Annotated in this window: 11 protein-coding genes and 2 riboswitches; of the genes, 6 read left to right on the forward strand and 5 right to left on the reverse strand. The window is 60.1% G+C overall.

What is annotated here, in order from left to right:
• The first annotated feature begins 76 nt into the window (after positions 1–76).
• Complete coding sequence (gene nfuA, locus JBE38_RS04285) at positions 77–661, forward strand: Fe-S biogenesis protein NfuA (RefSeq protein ID WP_060757121.1); 585 nt, start codon at positions 77–79, stop codon at positions 659–661.
• Between the two features lie 209 nt (positions 662–870).
• On the opposite strand, the gene cobM is transcribed toward nfuA, so the two are convergent.
• The 4 genes from cobM to JBE38_RS04305 all read right to left on the reverse strand — a co-directional run bounded on the left by cobM (position 871) and on the right by JBE38_RS04305 (position 2981).
• Positions 871–1617, reverse strand: a complete 747-nt coding sequence (gene cobM / locus JBE38_RS04290; protein WP_090371495.1) for a precorrin-4 C(11)-methyltransferase — start codon at positions 1615–1617, stop codon at positions 871–873.
• Positions 1618–1687: 70 nt separating this feature from the next.
• Positions 1688–2080, reverse strand: a complete 393-nt coding sequence (locus JBE38_RS04295; protein ID WP_205343660.1) for a cobalamin biosynthesis protein — start codon at positions 2078–2080, stop codon at positions 1688–1690.
• Complete coding sequence (locus JBE38_RS04300) at positions 2077–2781, reverse strand: CbtA family protein (RefSeq protein WP_205343661.1); 705 nt, start codon at positions 2779–2781, stop codon at positions 2077–2079. Before JBE38_RS04300 ends, JBE38_RS04295 begins: the two co-directional genes overlap by 4 nt.
• 11 nt (positions 2782–2792) lie before the next feature.
• On the reverse strand, positions 2793–2981 hold the full coding sequence (locus JBE38_RS04305; RefSeq protein WP_060757117.1) for a CbtB domain-containing protein: 189 nt from the start codon (positions 2979–2981) through the stop codon (positions 2793–2795).
• A gap of 99 nt (positions 2982–3080) precedes the next feature.
• Positions 3081–3283: riboswitch (cobalamin riboswitch) on the reverse strand.
• 196 nt (positions 3284–3479) lie between these two features.
• Between JBE38_RS04305 and JBE38_RS04310 the strand changes: the two genes are divergently transcribed.
• The 5 genes from JBE38_RS04310 to JBE38_RS04330 all read left to right on the forward strand — a co-directional run bounded on the left by JBE38_RS04310 (position 3480) and on the right by JBE38_RS04330 (position 16171).
• Positions 3480–9335 carry a DUF3320 domain-containing protein gene (locus JBE38_RS04310; protein WP_205343662.1) on the forward strand — a complete coding sequence of 1952 codons (5856 nt, stop codon included), beginning with the start codon at positions 3480–3482 and terminating at the stop codon, positions 9333–9335.
• A 55-nt stretch (positions 9336–9390) separates the two neighbouring features.
• Positions 9391–9590: riboswitch (cobalamin riboswitch) on the forward strand.
• Positions 9591–9684: 94 nt separating this feature from the next.
• Positions 9685–10752, forward strand: a complete 1068-nt coding sequence (gene cobW / locus JBE38_RS04315) for a cobalamin biosynthesis protein CobW (RefSeq protein ID WP_090371491.1) — start codon at positions 9685–9687, stop codon at positions 10750–10752.
• Between the two features lie 3 nt (positions 10753–10755).
• Complete coding sequence (gene cobN / locus JBE38_RS04320; RefSeq protein ID WP_205343663.1) at positions 10756–14517, forward strand: cobaltochelatase subunit CobN; 3762 nt, start codon at positions 10756–10758, stop codon at positions 14515–14517.
• Positions 14517–15515 (forward strand): ATP-binding protein, encoded by a 999-nt coding sequence (locus tag JBE38_RS04325; RefSeq protein WP_205343664.1) that lies wholly within the window; start codon positions 14517–14519, stop codon positions 15513–15515. The genes cobN and JBE38_RS04325 overlap by 1 nt, the downstream gene beginning before the upstream one ends.
• A 53-nt stretch (positions 15516–15568) precedes the next feature.
• A complete protein-coding gene (locus JBE38_RS04330) occupies positions 15569–16171 on the forward strand; it encodes a VWA domain-containing protein (RefSeq protein ID WP_205344002.1) in 603 nt (200 codons plus the stop codon).
• Positions 16172–16382: 211 nt separating this feature from the next.
• Here the strand turns inward: JBE38_RS04330 and JBE38_RS04335 are convergent, their stop codons facing one another.
• The gene (locus tag JBE38_RS04335; protein ID WP_205343665.1) at positions 16383–17330 is read right to left on the reverse strand and encodes a DUF1853 family protein; all 948 of its coding nucleotides are present in this window, start codon (positions 17328–17330) and stop codon (positions 16383–16385) included.

Genomic DNA, 17330 nt, shown 5'->3' on the forward strand with positions numbered 1-17330 from the left:
TTCCGACAAAAATACTAGGACTTTGTACCGCCTCGATGATTGGCGTAAACTGGCGGCAAGCCTGTGAGGAGTTTCCATGACTGCCATAACCATTACCGACGCCGCCCACGATTACCTGGCTGACCTGCTGTCCAAGCAGAACACCCCGGGTATCGGCATCCGCGTCTTTATCACCCAGCCCGGCACCCAGTACGCCGAAACTTGCATCGCCTACTGCAAGCCTGGCGAAGAGAAGCCGGAAGACACCGCCCTGGGGCTGAAAAGCTTCACCGCGTACATCGATGCCTTCAGCGAAGCCTTCCTGGACGACGCCGTGGTCGACTACGCCACCGACCGCATGGGCGGCCAGTTGACCATCAAGGCGCCCAACGCCAAGGTGCCGAACATCAACGCCGACAGCCCGGTCAATGAGCGTATCAACTACTACCTGCAAACCGAGATCAACCCGGGGCTGGCCAGCCACGGCGGCCAGGTGAGCCTGATCGACGTGGTGGATGACGGTATCGCCGTACTCAAGTTCGGCGGCGGCTGCCAGGGCTGCGGCCAGGCGGACGTGACCTTGCGTGAAGGGATCGAGCGTACGCTGCTCGAACGTATCCCGGAGCTTAAAGGTGTACGCGATGTGACCGACCACACGCAGAAAGAAAACGCCTACTACTGAGTACGGTGTTCACTGCGAACAAAAAAACGGCGCCCCGTGAGCGCCGTTTTTTATGCTTGAAATTCAGATAATTACGAGAACTATCTAACAAATCAGATCAACTGTGGGAGCGGGCTTGCTCGCGATTGCGGCGTATCAGTCACCAAGGCGCTGACTGACATTGCGCATTCGCGAGCAAGCCCGCTCCCACATTTTTGTCTGCCGTGCATTCAGGGGCGATAAAGGTGGGCGTGACCTGCGCGGTACAGCGAAGACTCGCTGAAACCGTCATTGGCCAGCACCCGGCCCACCACAATCAGTGCCGTACGCCGGAAGCCCTTGAGCGCAACCTGCTCGGCGATGTCCGCCAACGTACCCACCACCCAATCCTGATCCGGCCAGGTGGCCCGGTGCACCACGGCAATCGGGCAATCCGCGCCATAGTGCGGCAGCAACTGGGCGACGATCTTCTGCAGATGATTGACCCCCAGGTGAATCGCCAGGGTGGTGCCATGGCGGGCCAGGCTGTCGAAGTCTTCCCCGGCCGGCATGCTGGTTTTATCGGCGTAACGCGTCAGGATCACGCTCTGGGCGATATCCGGCAGGGTCAGCTCGGTTTCCAGCAGGGCTGCACACGCCGCCACAGCGGTCACCCCGGGAATGATCTGGAAAGGGATGCCCAACTCGCGCAAGTGCCGGATCTGCTCGCCAATCGCCCCATACAGGCTGGGGTCGCCCGAGTGTACCCGCGCCACATCCTGGCCGTTGGCGTGGGCGGTCTTGATCAGCTCGATGATCTGCTCCAGGTGCAATTCGGCGCTATTGACCAGCGTTTGCGCCTGATGACCTTCCAATACCGCCGCCGGCACCAGCGAGCCCGCATAGATAATCACCGGGCAACTGCGGATCAGCCGCTGGCCTTTGACGGTGATCAGTTCCGGGTCGCCGGGGCCTGCGCCGATGAAGTAGACGGTCATGGGGAGTTCCTGTTGAAAAACGGGCGAGCATGAAGATTGTTCATGATCGAGGAGGGCAATTATCGGGATTTCAGCCGGCGCACGCCAATGCAAAGGTGGCCTGGGGGGATTTTCGGCGGCTGATCAACAAGCGGGCAGGGGCGTTGACGAGTTGCTCGGCCAGGGCCAGGGCGGCGCTTTCGGCAACGCCGTAACAGCCGGTATGGGCAAAGGCAATCGCGGATTTATGGCTCAGACGGTGTTCAAACGTCGCCAGGTGTTGCGCACTGAAACAGCGTAAGGGCAACCCCAACTGTTCGGCCAGTGCGAGCAATCCCGGTTCATGCTGTTTGTGATCGATACTCGCCAGTGCCGTTACCTGCTGGCGCTCGATACCGCCATCGGTCAGGGCGGCGTCAAACAGCGCCAGCAGGGCGTGAACCTCACAGCCCCGCTGGCAACCGAGGCCGACCACTAAGGTCATGCCGAGTAGTGGTCGTCGCGATTGCGCCGGAACAACCAGGCGCTGATCAAGCCCAGGGCCAGCCAGAACAGCACGTTAGTCAATTGCGAGGCAATCTTGAACTGCGCTTCCAGGGCCTCCGGGGCCAGCATCGAATGCACTGCCGGTTGCGGCGCACCGATGATATGGGGCACGGCCAGGATCGCCACGCCCAACACTTTAAGCAGCCAACTGCGGCCAAATACCAGCAGCGCGATACCGGCGGCGGTGGAGGCGGCCGTGCCGATCCACCAGATCTGGCGCTGGGCCAGGTCCGCCGCGGCGGTGCCCGGCAACTCGGGTGGCAAGCCCAGGGTCGGGGCCAGTACGAACGTCGCGTAACCGGCCAGGCCCCACAGCAGGCCCTGCGCCGTACGGGTGGGCGCACGCAAGGTGTAGAGACCGGCCAGCATCAGCGCGAAACCGACGGCGACCACCAGGTTGCCCCCGGTGGTAGACAGCACACGCTGCCAACCGTCTTCAGGCTCCCAGGCCTCGGCATCGTGGGTGTGGGCGGCGGCGCCTGCGGCATGTTCATGGGCGACTTCGGCAGTCGCCGGGGCCTTTTCAAAGGTCTCCGCCTGCAGAATCAGCGGGTCGACCCAGAAGCTTTGCAGCAAGGTCAGCAGCAAGGCGGCCAGCAAGCCGGTGAAACCTGCGGTTTGCGCAATACGCTTGATCATGTCGACGGGTCTCAGTGGCACGGGAACGCGGCGCTGTGGCGGGTATCGTGAGCGGCGTTATGCACCGCCTCGATATGCGAGAAACCGGCGAAGTAAACCAGACACGCGCCCAGGATCGACGCACCGATGGCGGCCGTCAGGCGTTGGCTTAAGGTAGAAGTGCCGCTGGTGGCGGGCGAAGTGCTGCTGATGATCGACATGGCGCGTCCCTTTTCTTCGGTTTCAGGGTGATACGAGCGCATGCAAACCCCGCGAGCCAGGCCCGCAGAGTTCCGAACAGCGCCCGCCCACCGCGGGTTTGTTATCTGATTTTTCGGGCCGGTCTCCGGGCTCGCGAGGGGCACTCTAGAGAGGCCTGAAAGCATCGCCTTCCCATGCATTCGCACAGTGGCTGTGACACTTCGCTCGCTTACCGTTGCGGGGGCAGCACCGGACTTGCCATAGATGGCTCACCGGTTTCCCGTTTCACCCTTTGCAGGGCACCCGAAACAAGATGTGTAGGAGAGCATGAGCGATGATTGGAGTCAATTAGGTCGGTCGGTAGTCGGTTTTCACGCGTGAAGACGAAAAATACAAACGCCTCGTCGTTTCATCGGCTTCCGGTGAAAAAAGCTGTTTCAAAAAGCCTGCACGTCGGTGAGTATGCCCACTCTTTTTGTATGTACTGCAATACCCCGTTTACCAAGGAGAAATGGTTCATGACCATCAAGATCGAGGGAGTGATCGCCAACAAGATTGGCTTTGCTTCTCACCAAAATGCTGTCCCGGTTCTACGCGAACTGGTGGTACATAACGATGGTGAGGTGGATTACAACGATCTTGAGTTGGAGCTGGTGGCTGATCCACCTTTCCTGGAAGGCAAGATTTGGCGTCTTGATCGTCTCGGGAAAGATTCAACCCTACATATTTCAGATCGCAATCTAATATTGAATGCTGGTTATTTGGCCGATCTTGCTGAGAGCCTATCTGCAACGCTTGTTTTGCGACTTCGCTGTATAGACGAGGTCCTGGTTAGCCAGACCTTTTCTGTTGAGCTTCTTGCGAAAAATGAGTGGGGGGGTGTGAGTTCAATGCCCGAGCTGCTGCCCGCGTTCGCGATGCCAAATGACCCCGCGGTTGACCGGATACTCAAATCGGCATCGGACGTACTGCGTCGTGCTGGCAAACCGGATGGTATTGATGGGTACGAACGCAAGTCCCGAGCCCGAACATGGGAGCTGGCTTCCGCTATTTGGTCGGCAGTTTGCGGCCTCAGACTGAGTTATGCGCTTCCGCCTGCAAGTTTTGAAACACGTGGGCAAAAGGTTCGGTCACCGGGACTCATTCTGGACGGACGCGTAGCTACCTGTCTGGACACTGCGCTTCTATTCGCTGCGGCGCTGGAACAGGCTGGCCTCAATGCATTGCTGATTCTGACCAAAGGTCACGCTTTCGTCGGGGTCTGGCTTCAACCGCAAGAATTCTCCCAACTAATTACTGATGAAGCGGCTGCGGTGCGCAAACGCATTGACCTAAAAGAGGCGCTTGTCTTTGAAACTACGCTAGCCACTCAGTTTCCGGTGCCGAGTTTCACTCAGGCAATCAGTGCTGCTGAGCGACAAATCAATGATGAAGATTTCATCATGGCTATTGATCTCCATCGCGCACGTATGCAGCGTATCCGACCTTTAGCTACTTCAGTAGCTGCCGCTAAAACGGATGCCGACCAAGATGCGACGTCTGTGGCAGAAGGCTTGGAGATTGCCCCGTCATTGCCGCCATTTGACGTTGAAGTGTCTGTCGATTCGGATTCACCCGCAGGCAAGCTCACGCTATGGCAACGTAAACTTTTGGATTTGACTACCCGCAACCGGCTCCTGCATTTGCCGGACAGTGCCAAGGGTGTACGGCTAATTTGTTCTGACCCAGCAGAGCTGGAAGACCAATTATCCAACGGTAAACGTATTCGAATCGTCTCGGTGCCGGACCTTGAGGCTGGTGGTAGAGATGCTGCACTGTATGAGCAACAGAATCGTGAAAGCCTGCTTGACGAGTATGCAAAGGCTGCACTCGCTAGAGGCGAGGTGCTCGCGACACTTGAGAAATCCAAGCTTGAAGTTGCCATGATCGATTTGTATCGCAAGGCGCGTAGCGATCTGGATGAGGGTGGCGCGAATACCTTGTTCCTCGCTTTGGGCTTCCTGAAATGGAAAAAATCGGCAGATGATCAGAAGACCTATTCAGCACCGTTGATTTTGCTGCCGGTAAAGCTTGACCGCAAAAGTGCTTTGTCGGGCGTGACAATGACGTTGTTGGAAGATGAGCCGCGTTTCAACTTAACGTTACTAGAGTTGCTTCGGCATGATTTCGAGTTGGTCATTCCTGGGTTGGACGGCGAGCTTCCAACAGATGACAGCGGCATCGATGTGGCTGGCATCTGGAACATCGTGAGACGCGCTGTTAGAGATGTGCCCGGGTTCGAGGTAACTACAGAACTGGTGCTCGGGACGTTTTCATTTGCCAAGTACCTTATGTGGCAAGATTTGGCTGCTCGTTCAGACCAGTTGCTGAAAAGTGCGATGGTCAAGCATTTGCTGGAGCGAAGCATTGGTGGTGAAGGCTACGGAATCTCCGGTGAGTTTCCGCAACCTCACGAGTTGGACCGCAAGGTCAATCAAGCCAATCTGTTCACGCCGTTGCCAGCGGACTCGTCTCAACTGGCTGCTGTGGTCGCGTCGTCCAGTGGTTGCGACTTTGTGCTTGACGGTCCGCCGGGCACCGGTAAATCCCAAACCATTGCCAACATGATTGCGCACAATCTCGCGCTTGGGCGCAGAGTGTTGTTCGTTGCTGAAAAGATGGCCGCGCTGGACGTTGTGTATCGACGGCTTGAAGAGAAGGGGTTGGGCGAGTTTTGTCTCGAGCTTCATTCCAGCAAAACGTCCAAGGTTGAAGTGCTCAAGCAGCTTGAACGTGCATGGGACGTTCGTGACGCACTGAGCGCGGAAGAATGGAACGCTGAGGCGGCGAAACTACATAAACTACGAAATCGGTTAAACCAAGTTGTCGAGTTACTTCATCAGCGCTCACCCAGCGGTTTGTCGGTACACCAAGCTATTGGACGAGTAGTGCGGGATTGGAGCGAATCGTTGCCGCGTCTGGTTTGGCCGGTCGGAACAGTTCACGACGCCCAAACGTACCTGGTGATGAAAGACCTTGCGCGACGTCTTGATTTGAACAGTCAGGCCGCACGTGAGCTTTCAAACGATTTTGCATTGATGGCGCCCACCGACTGGTCGAACGGATGGCAAGAGGCGATTGTCGCTGCAGCAAGGGAGCTGCCAGGAAAAATTGAGCGATTAAAGGACGCCGGTGCCAATCTTCTCAAATCAACGAGCCTGCCGCTTGCTGTAGAGAGTAGTGAGGATTTCGAGCAGCTTGCACAGTTCGTCACCTTATTGGCTGATGCCCATGGTATTGACCTCTCATTTGTCTTTACGCTGAATGTCAGCGCCAAGATCAATTCGGCTAAAAAAGCGGCACAAGTTCTGGCTGATTATCGAACGATCGAAAGTTCGCTTTCTGTTCGTTATACGGAAGGCGCGTGCCGCACACTCGACCTTGTTGCGCTCAAGGACGAATGGCGTCTGGCCAAGGAAAAGTTCTGGTTCCTCGCTACTCTAGGCAAGAAGAGGGTAGCCAAACATCTAGCCAGTGCAGGTGGTGCGGTTGGGGTGCCTGATGTTGAGTCAGACTTGCTCAAACTCAGCGAAATGCAGACCTTGCTCACCACATTGGATGGAGCGTCTTCAGATTTGACGGCAGTTCCTGGGTGGAGTGGTTTAGCCAGTGATGGTGCGGCCATGATCGTCGCCTGCGAGCTGGGTGAACGCCTAAGGGCAACCATTAGTGCGAACGCACAATCGCCAGAACATCTGATTTCCCTGCGCGAGGCTACTGAGAAACTAGTTGTAAAAGCTAATGAGCTGTTGGGGGCGGGTGGTTTCATTTCCGCGGCGCTGCATGCGCTGAAAGATGCTCTTGCGGACTATAGTCAGGCTACCCAGCGGTTCTATGAGCTTTGTAATCGACCCTACGAGGCAGGGCTGTCAATTGAAGCATTGTTTGACGCTTCTAATGCGATCACTCGCCAATCCTCGAAGCTCAAGGCTTGGTGTGACTGGTGTCGCGTCAGAGATGAAGCGCTGGCCATGGGATTACAACCCCTGAGCGATGCGCTGGCTGAAAATGCCTTACCTGAAGGTGGCACCTTGGCTGCGTTCGAAACTGCCTATGCGCGCTGGTTTGCAACTGGGGCCATCGACGCAGAGCCGGTGTTGCGCAACTTCGTACCGGCGGAGCATGCCAGCGATATCGAGGCGTTTGTTCGCTTGGATGAAGATTTATCCAAGCTCACTGTGCGTTACATTCGCGCGAAACTCTGTGGCCTGATTCCATCGAAAAATGAAATCGGCAAACAAGGTGGTTTTGGCGTTTTGAAGCATGAGCTACAGAAGTCTCGGCGCCACAAACCAGTGCGTCAACTGGCTGTTGAGATGGGTGATGCATTACCTAAACTTGCGCCTTGCATGTTGATGAGTCCGTTGTCGATTGCTCAGTACCTGCCAGCGGACCTCCAGCTTTTTGATCTCGTGATCTTCGATGAAGCGTCACAGATAGCACCGTGGGATGCTATTGGCTCGATTGCCAGAGGCAAGCAGGTGGTGATTGCGGGCGACCCTCGGCAAATGCCGCCGACCAATTTCTTCAATCGTGCAGCATCTGCTTCTGAAGATGACACGGCGGAAGATATGGAAAGCATTCTCGACGAATGTCTGGGGGCCGGTATTCCAAGTCACAGTCTCAGTTGGCACTACCGTAGCCGTCACGAGAGTTTGATCGCGTTTTCCAATCATCGTTATTACGACAGCAACTTGATCACCTTTCCTGCTGCGCAAACACGTACGAGCACCGTTGAGTGGCGGCGTGTTGACGGGATTTATGCGAAGGGCAAGGGCCGTCATAATCAAGTAGAGGCGGAGGCAATAGTCACCGAAACGGTCAAGCGCTTGATGGACCCGGCCTTTATCGCAGTGGGTCATACGATTGGAATCATCACACTGAACACTGACCAGCAAAGGTTGATCACCGATCTGCTGGATAAAGCGCGACAACAGTTCCCGCAAATCGAGCCGTTTTTCCAAGATAATCTGCCTGAGCCGGTGGTTGTTAAAAACCTGGAAACCGTACAGGGTGACGAGCGTGATTTGATCATTCTAGGTATTGGATACGGGCCGACGGAGCCAGGCGCCCAAGTTATGTCGATGAATTTTGGTCCGCTGAACAAAGAGGGGGGCTGGCGTCGATTGAACGTCGCGATCACGCGTGCCCGCCGGGAAATGCTGGTGTTTTCGTCTTTCGACGCGTCGATGATCGACTTGAATCGTACCAATGCAAGAGCCGTGCGTGATCTCAAGCACTTCATTGAGTTTGCTCAGCGAGGGCCGAGAGCCTTGGCCGAGGCTATTCAGGGCTCGGTAGGCGGATACGATTCACCATTTGAAGAGGCCGTTGCTCAGGGTTTGAGGCGCAAGGGCTGGCAAGTGGTTCCGCAGATTGGTGTATCCCGTTTCCGGCTAGATCTAGGTATCGTGCATCCGGACCGGCCCGGTGACTACTTGGCTGGTGTCGAATGTGATGGTGCGACTTACCATAGTGCAGCGACGGCACGAGATCGAGACAAGGTCCGAGGCGCAATTTTGAAAGGTTTGGGCTGGAATCTAGTTCGTTTGTGGTCCACGGACTGGTGGATAGATAAGTCTGGAGCGCTGGACCGGCTACATGCTGCTCTCGAAGCGTTGTTGACTGAGTCTCGAGCTAAACCCGAGCCTGTTGCCTCTGATGAGCAGCAGTCACTTGTTCGCCCAGTTGTGGTGGTTGCGGACGACCAATCGCCGCGCGCCCAAGATCAAGAGGAGGGTGTTGTGGAAGTCGTTGAAAATGAAGTAACGGCTGCTGAGTTGCCGGAACTAAAATTCGCGAGAGCAACTTCGGCTCCATCCACTCCTGTGGTAAAGGGTGAATATCGTGTCACGGACTTCACTAGCGTAAACGACAAAATTCGTGCGGACGCTTTTTACACCGAAGAGTACGACCCGATTTTAATTGAACTGATCTCCCATGTATTGTCGCATGAGGCACCGATACTGGATTCGTTGCTTGTGCAACGGATCGCTAGGGCACACGGATTCCAACGGTCAGGTCGTTTGATTCGAGAGCGCGTTCTTGAGTTGACCGAACGATATCACCATCTGAAAAGTGATCCGGTGGATGGGCAATTCGTCTGGCACTCTGCAAACGATGTTTTGAATTGGAACCTCTACCGTACGCCGGGCGGGCTCGACGATGCTCGTTCTGTCGAAGAAATCGCAGCTGAGGAGTTGTTGCTCGTGGCCTCGTTGATTTCAGGGGGCGACCAACCGTTGGAGATTGCCAAGACCTTTGGTGTGAAGCGTTTGACGAGTGCAGGGCGTGAGCGAATCGAATCGGTAGTCAAGTCTGCATCGAGTTTCTAGGACTGTCATGTCGGCGGCCAAAAGCTGCCGACGTTGACCATCCCCCGCGCACTGCGTAGCCTTGCACCTTCGAGGTTCTTCGGCCCAGGCCGGAGCTAAGAAGGGAACGCGGTTCAAGCCGCGGCTGCCCCCGCAACTGTGAAGGGTTCAACTGACTGCCACGCCACTGCCGATAACGCGGGAAGGCGCAGCCGGCGCCGGTCGCAAGACCCGCAAGCCCCAAGCCAGGAGACCTGCCTCGCAACCGATTTTCCAATTCAACCGGGCGGGGTGATCCGGTGACGAAATCCGCTGCTGCGCGCCGCCGCAGGGCCTGTCGTCCCGTCTGCCCGCCCCAAAAGGGCATCCGATGAAAACACTGGCCAAACTCCCCGTCACCATCGTTACCGGCTTTCTCGGCTCGGGCAAAACCACCTTGCTGCGGCATATGCTCGACAACGCCCAGGGCCGTCGTATCGCGGTGATCGTCAACGAGTTCGGTGAACTGGGGATCGACGGTGAAATCCTCAAGCAGTGCTCCATCGGTTGCACCGAGGAAGAAGCCAATGGCCGCGTCTACGAGCTGGCCAACGGCTGTCTGTGCTGCACGGTGCAGGAAGAGTTCTTCCCGGTGATGCGCGAATTGGTGGCGCGGCGCGGCGACCTAGACCATATCCTGATCGAAACCTCCGGCCTGGCCCTGCCCAAGCCGTTGGTGCAAGCCTTCCAGTGGCCGGAAATCCGCAGTGCCTGCACGGTTGACGCGGTGATCACCGTGGTCGACAGCCCTGCCGTGGCCGCCGGCACCTTCGCCGCCTTCCCGGACCAAGTGGACGCTCAGCGCAAACTGGACCCGAACCTGGACCACGAATCGCCGCTGCACGAGCTGTTCGCCGATCAACTGGCCAGCGCCGACCTGGTGATCCTCAACAAGACCGACCTGATCAACCCCGAAGACCTGGCCCGTGTGCGTCTGGAAGTGGCCGAGGAGTTGCCGCCGGCGGTGAAGATCATCGAAGCCAGCAGCGGCCGCTTGCCGCTGGACGTGCTGATCGGCCTGGGTGCCGGCTCCGAAGAACACATTGACGGTCGGCATAGCCATCACGATCACCACCACGACGGCGAAGAGGATCACGACCATGATCACGACGCCTTCGACTCCATCTCCATCGACCTGCCGCAAACCGACGAAGCGCTGTTGCTCGACGCCCTGACTCAGTTGGTAGTGCAACACGGCATCCTGCGCGTCAAAGGCTTCGCCGCGATTGCGAACAAACCGATGCGCCTGCTGATCCAGGGGGTGGGCACGCGCTTTGACAAACACTTCGACCGTGCCTGGGGCGCCGATGAAGCGCGGACCACGCGCCTGGTACTGATCGGCCAGGAGCTGGATGCGGCGGGTCTCGAAGCGCAACTGCGCGCCGCCCTCAGCGTCTGACCCATGCACCTGCTCAGGACCCAGCCCGGTGGTTTCGTCTCGGACGACAATATCGCCGACCTTGGACAAACCCCCGCCGAACTGGTGATCCTGTGCAGCGGCGATTCCAGCCTGGCGCTGTTGGCCGAAGCGGCGCAGCAGTTACCCGACGATTACCCCAGCTTGCGCCTGGCCAACCCGATGCAGGTGCAGAATCACGCTTCGGTCGACCTGTATGTCGATGAGGTGCTGCGCCACGCCAAAGTCATCCTGATTTCGTTGCACGGCGGCATCGGTTATTGGCGCTATGGCATTGAGCGGTTAGTGGAGTTGGCCGAGCGTGGTGTGCAACTGATCCTGGTACCCGGCGATGATCGCCCGGACCCGGAACTCAGTGGGTTGAGCACCGTCGGCATGGAAGAGCGCGACCGCCTCTGGCACTTCCTGCGCCAAGGCGGTTTGAGCAATGCCCTGGATTTCTATCGCTGCCTGGCCAGTACGTACGTGGGCCGCGATTACGCCTGGGCCGAGCCGCAGCTGTTGCCGCGCACGGCGATTTATCATCCCCAGCACGCCAACGCCTGCCTCAATGACTGGCAGCAGCAGTGGAGCCCTGAGTTGCCGGTGGCGGCGGTGCTGTTTTACCGCTCCCATTTGCAGGCGGCCAATACTGGTTTTATCGACGTGTTCTGCCAGCGCCTGCAGGCGGCGGGGCTTAATCCGTTGCCGATGGCGGTGGCCAGCCTGAAAGAGCCCGGCTGCCTGGCGGCGGTCGAAGACTGGCTGGACGAAGTCAGCGCAGCGGTGATCCTGAACACCACCGGCTTTGCCCAGTCCAGCCCCGAAGCCCCGCATTTATACCCGTTTCGCCGCAATATCCCGGTGATCCAGGCGATCTGCGCGCAAGACAACCAGCCGGGCTGGGAGGCCAGCGAACAGGGGCTCGGCCCACGCGACCTGGCGATGCACATTGCCTTGCCGGAGCTGGACGGGCGCATCATCAGCCGGCCGATCAGTTTCAAGGACCTGGCGTGGCGCAGCGAGCGTAGCCAGTCGGACGTGGTGTGCTACCGCGCAGCCCCTGAGCGCATGGACTTTGTCGCCGAACTGGCACGCCGTTGGGTTGAGCTGGCGCAGGTGCCGAATGCACAGAAACGTATTGCACTGGTGCTCGCCAACTACCCGACCCGTGACGGGCGCATTGGCAACGGTGTGGGCCTGGACACCCCAGCAGCGGCGCTGAATATCCTGCGTGCGCTGCAAGCGCAAGGCTACCCGCTGCCGCACGCGTTGCCGGACAGCGGCACCGCGCTGATCCACCAATTGCTGGGCGGCGTCACCAACGATCTGGACAGCCTCGACCTGCGCCCTTGCCACCAGAGCCTGGGCCTGGACGATTACCAGGCGATGTTCGACCGCTTGCCCGAAGCCAACCGCCAGGCCGTGCAGGAGCGTTGGGGACCACCTCATAACGACCCGATGTGCCGTGATGGCCGCATGATGATCGCCGGCCTGCGCCTGGGCCTGACCTTTGTCGGGATCCAGCCTGCGCGGGGCTATCAGGTAGACCCCAGCGCGGTGTACCACGACCCTGACCTGGTGCCGCCTCACGGCTATCTCGCGTTCTATTTCTGGCTGCGCCATACCTATGGCGCCCACGGCGTGATCCATGTGGGCAAGCACGGCAACCTCGAATGGCTGCCGGGCAAGGGCGTGGGCCTGTCGCAAACCTGCTGGCCTGATGCATTGTTGGGACCGCTGCCGAATATCTATCCGTTTATTGTCAATGACCCGGGCGAGGGCGCCCAAGCCAAGCGGCGCACCCAGGCGGTGATCATCGATCACTTGATGCCGCCGCTGACCCGCGCCGAAACCTATGGCCCGTTGCGTGACCTTGAGTTGTTGGCGGATGAGTATTACGAGGCGCAGTTGCTTGACCCGCGCCGCGCACTGGAACTGCAGAAAGACATCCTCAAGTTGGTGCGCGAAACCCGTATCGACCAGGAACTGGCGTTGGGCAGCGACGTGGACGCGGCCGTCTGGCTGCCGCGCCTGGACACCTATCTGTGCGACTTGAAGGAGTCGCAGATCCGTGACGGCCTGCATGTCTTCGGCGAATCTCCTGCAGGTCGCCTGCGTATCGACACCTTGCTGGCGTTGTTGCGTATCCCGCGTGGCGACGGCCGTGGTCCGCAATCGAGCCTGTTGCGCGTATTGGCCAAGGCTTTCGAATTGGGCTTTGACCCCCTCGACTGTGCCTTGGCCGAGCCCTGGACCGGGCGTCGGCCCGAGGTCTTGCAGGCGCTCGACGCGCAGCTGTGGCGCACCGCCGGCGATACGCGTGAACGCCTGGAATTGTATGCGGCGCGGTTGATCGAGCAGGCGCTGGAAGGTCCGCTGGAACAGTTGGAAGAACCGGGCTGGGAGGACGTGAAGGCGGTTATCGAGAGCCTGCGCTGGGTGGTGGCGCCGCGCTTGGATAGCTGCGGCCCGGCCGAGATGCGGGGCTTGCTCGATGCCCTGGGCGGTCGCTTCGTACCGGCCGGCCCCAGCGGTGCGCCGAGTCACGGGCGCCTGGATGTGCTGCCCACTGGGCGCAATTTCTTCGCGGTGGATGTGCGCAACCTGCCGACCACCACGGCCTGGCGCATTGGCTTTCAGTCGGCCAACCTGATTCTGGAGCGACACCTGCAAGATCACGGCGACCATCTGCGTCAGCTCGGCCTGTCGGTATGGGGCACGGCGACCATGCGCACCGGCGGCGACGATATCGCCCAGGCCATGGCGCTGATGGGTGTGCGCCCGGTGTGGGCCACCGGTAGCCAACGGGTGGATGACTTTGAAATCCTGCCGATCAGCCTGTTGGATCGCCCACGGGTCGACGTGACGTTGCGGGTGTCCGGGTTCTTCCGTGATGCCTTCGCCAACCTGATCCGCCTGTTCGACGCGGCGGTGCAGGCGGTGGCCGCCCTGGATGAACCGGACGATATGAACCCGCTGGCGGCCAAGGTGCGCAGCGAGCGCGAGGCGCTGCTCAGCTCCGGCCTGGACGCAGAGGCCGCAGCCAAACAGGCCGGCTGGCGTATCTTCGGCGCCAAGCCTGGCGCTTATGGCGCAGGCGTGCAGGGCGCCATTGACGGTCGCCTCTGGCAAAGCCGCGAGGACTTGGCCGAGGTTTACCTCAATTGGGGGGCGTACGCCTATGGTGGCTCGGATGAAGGCAGCGCCGCCCGCGAACAGTTCGCTCGGCGCTTGAGCCAGGTGCAGGCGGTGTTGCAGAACCAGGACAACCGCGAGCATGACCTGCTCGACTCGAACGATTACTACCAGTTCCAGGGCGGCATGCTCGCCGCCGTGGAAACACTCAGTGGCGCCAAAGCCGCGAGTTACCATGGCGACCACAGCCAGCCGGACTTGCCGAAGATCCGTACCTTGAAGGAAGAGTTGAACCGGGTGATCCGTTCCCGTGCCGCCAACCCGAAGTGGATCGACGGGGTCAAACGCCACGGTTATAAAGGTGCCTTCGAAATGGCGGCGACGGTGGACAATCTGTTCGCCTTCGACGCCACGACGGCGCTGATCGATGATCATCAATACGCCTTGCTCGCCGACGCCTACCTGCTCGACCCCGACACCCGGGCCTTTGTGCAACAGCACAACCCGGCCGCGCTGCGCGACATGACCGAACGCATGCTTGAAGCCCAGCAGCGCGGCCTGTGGCAGGAGCCGGGTGCGTATCGCGAGGCGTTGGAAAACCTGTTGCTGGATATAGAAGAAGACAGCTGATGACTGATACGCCACATTTCCCACTGGCCGCCGTGGTCGGCGCCGATGCATTGAAACTGGCGCTGTGCCTGGCGGCCATCGACCCGAAGATCGGCGGCGTGCTGATCGAAGGCCCGCGCGGCATGGCCAAGTCCACCTTGGCCCGTGGCCTGGCGGATTTGCTGGCCAGCGGTCAGTTCGTCACCTTGCCGTTGGGCGCCACTGAAGAGCGGCTGGTCGGCACCCTGGACCTGGACGCCGCGCTGGGCGAAGGTCGTGCGCAGTTTTCCCCCGGCGTGTTGGCCAAGGCCGATGGCGGCGTGTTGTATGTCGATGAAGTCAACTTGCTGCCGGATCATCTGGTGGACGTGCTGCTGGATGTGGCTGCCAGCGGCACCAACCTGATCGAGCGAGACGGCATCTCCCATCGGCATTCGGCGCGCTTTGTGCTGATCGGCACGATGAACCCGGAGGAAGGTGAGCTGCGCCCGCAGTTGCTCGATCGATTCGGCTTCAATGTGGCGTTGAGCGGCCAAACCTTGCCCGCCGAACGCGGGCAGATCATTCGGCGTCGGCTGGACTTTGACCGCGATCCTCACGCTTTCTGTGCGCAATGGGCCGGGCAACAGGCCGAGTTGCGTGAACGTTGCACCCAGGCCCGGGCGCGTCTAGACGGTATCGCGCTGGATGACCAGGCCCTGGCAACGATTACCGAGCGCTGTTTTACGGCGGGTGTCGATGGCTTGCGTGCCGACCTTGTCTGGCTGCGCGGCGCCAGGGCGCATGCCGCTTGGCGAGGGGCTGATGCCATCGCCGACGAAGATATCGACGCCGTGGCCGAATTTGCCTTGCGCCATCGCCGTCAGGAGCAATCACCGCCTGCCGGTCCTCCCCATCAGGGCCAGTCGCCCAAGCAGTCCGATCCTTCTCCTGGCCAAGGCCAGTGGGGCGATATGCCTGCACCAGCACTGCCCACGGGTGCGCGCCGTGATGTGGCGGCCTGGCCAAAAAAGCCCTAGGCATTCGCCCTCGACTGGACGCGGGGGTGGATGCCCGGCCCAAAGCGGGGCGAGTGGACAAAGGCGCGCAGGGCAGGGCGCGCAGCGCTCAGCAGGGCTCGGTCAATTGGCCGGGCACCTTGCTCGGTGGTCGCCCGCACGCGCGCGAGGACTTGCTGTTTCATCTGCGTAGCCGGTCGGCGCATGAGTTGTGGTTGGTGATTGTCGATGCCTCGGCGTCCACGCGGCGTCATCGCGCATTAAGCGACGCCAAGGGCTTGCTGGCCCAACTGTTCGAAGACGCCTACCGACAGCGCGCGCGCATGGCGTTGCTGACGGCCAGCGGGCAGTCGCCGAAGTGGCAGGTGCAGGGGCTGAAAGCGGCCAAGAGCCTCGCAGGTTGGCTGGAGCAGCTGGGCGCCGGTGGCGGTACGCCGTTGCTGGCGGCACTGATCGAGGCCGGGAATTGGTTGGCGCAGCGGCGCAAGCGCTATCCTGCCGAGCAGCAGCGCTTGTTGGTGATTACCGATGGGCGACTCAAGAAGGTTGCCGGTTTGCCGTCGCTTGAGTGTCCGGGGTGGCTGGTGGATATCGAGCGTGGGCCGATCAGGTTGGGTCGGGCCCAGGAGCTGGCGACGGGCTTGCAGTTGGAGTATCGCCACATCGATCACTTGTAGTGAGCGGGGCAAGCCCTAATGCCAGTCAGTTAAGGCTTAACGCGGTCACTGTGGGAGGGGGCTTGCTCCCGATGGACTGCGTAGCAGGCCCATTTTTGAGGCCGCTGCGCGGCCTATCGGGAGCAAGTCGAATCGTCGCACCGCCCCTCCCACAATTTATTCATCGCCCGCTTTATCGCTTAACTGACTGGCATTAGGGCAAGCCCGCTCACTACAGACTCCCTGGCACGTTGGGCCAGAGATCCGCTACCAGGAACAGGCGCTCGGCTTCCTCCCAGTCTTCGCCGGTTTGCACCAGCCGCACCAACAACTGTGCCGGCGCCATCGGGTCCAGGTCGGCCAGCCAGTGGTGCATCTGTTCCACGCTCCACACTTCACTCGCGGGGTAATGTGCCGGCGCCAGCCATGCGTGGCGTGGCAGGGGTTGCCAGCGACCGGCTGGGCTTGCGCTGGAAAAATCCCGCCAGTCACGCTGATGCAGCCAGCGCCCGCGCAGATGCTGCGGATGGGCGCCGTGGGGCGGCGCGGCCTGGGCGGGCCAGGGGTACAGCAAGTAACCCCCCAGCCACAGATGCGCCTCCAGGCATTGGATGTCCAGCGTGGCGAGGGCTTCGCGGCTCTCGGCTTTGGCCGATATCGGCAATTGATGTTGAGCCAGGTGCGCCAGTTTGCGGTCCAGCCGGTCGTGGCACCCTGGGCCCAGCCATTGCGCGGTGTCCTGGCCATTGCCGTGCTGGGGGCCGAGGTAAAGTTTGATCGCCAGTTCCAGGTGGTGCACGCCATCGCGGTCGCGCAGCAGCATATCCAGCTCGCCCAGGGTGTGCCCGGCGCGGCGGATCGGCAGGTTGGCCGCCAACAGCTCCACGCCCGGCGCGTGTTGCACAGCGAATTGCCACAAACGTTCGTAGTAGAGGCCCAGGCGCCGGGTGCGTGACAGGCTCAACCAGTGCTGCAAGGCGCTGCTGTCTTGATCGAGAGTGCGCAACCAGTGTTCCAGCCGATCGGGTGCCTGCACCCAGTCGCTGCCGGCCAATGGGTGACGCTGCGACCAAGGCGTTTGCGCAAGCATCGGCGGGGCCAGGATCACCCACGCCAGGTCGCGCACCTCGGGGTGGCGCAGTTGGCGGGGTAAATGATGCAAGTCAGGGAATACCGTCAT

This window comes from Pseudomonas sp. ICBG1301 (genome assembly GCF_016918385.1).
GTDB classification, from domain to species: domain Bacteria; phylum Pseudomonadota; class Gammaproteobacteria; order Pseudomonadales; family Pseudomonadaceae; genus Aquipseudomonas; species Aquipseudomonas palleroniana.

Coding starts and splice junctions, on each gene's coding strand:
- nfuA (WP_060757121.1), top strand. CDS start 77: ATGACTGCCATAACCATTACCGACGCCGCCCACGATTACCTGGCTGAC.
- cobM (WP_090371495.1), bottom strand. CDS start 1,617: ATGACCGTCTACTTCATCGGCGCAGGCCCCGGCGACCCGGAACTGATC.
- JBE38_RS04295 (WP_205343660.1), bottom strand. CDS start 2,080: ATGACCTTAGTGGTCGGCCTCGGTTGCCAGCGGGGCTGTGAGGTTCAC.
- JBE38_RS04300 (WP_205343661.1), bottom strand. CDS start 2,781: ATGATCAAGCGTATTGCGCAAACCGCAGGTTTCACCGGCTTGCTGGCC.
- JBE38_RS04305 (WP_060757117.1), bottom strand. CDS start 2,981: ATGTCGATCATCAGCAGCACTTCGCCCGCCACCAGCGGCACTTCTACC.
- JBE38_RS04310 (WP_205343662.1), top strand. CDS start 3,480: ATGACCATCAAGATCGAGGGAGTGATCGCCAACAAGATTGGCTTTGCT.
- cobW (WP_090371491.1), top strand. CDS start 9,685: ATGAAAACACTGGCCAAACTCCCCGTCACCATCGTTACCGGCTTTCTC.
- cobN (WP_205343663.1), top strand. CDS start 10,756: ATGCACCTGCTCAGGACCCAGCCCGGTGGTTTCGTCTCGGACGACAAT.
- JBE38_RS04325 (WP_205343664.1), top strand. CDS start 14,517: ATGACTGATACGCCACATTTCCCACTGGCCGCCGTGGTCGGCGCCGAT.
- JBE38_RS04335 (WP_205343665.1), bottom strand. CDS start 17,330: ATGACGGTATTCCCTGACTTGCATCATTTACCCCGCCAACTGCGCCAC.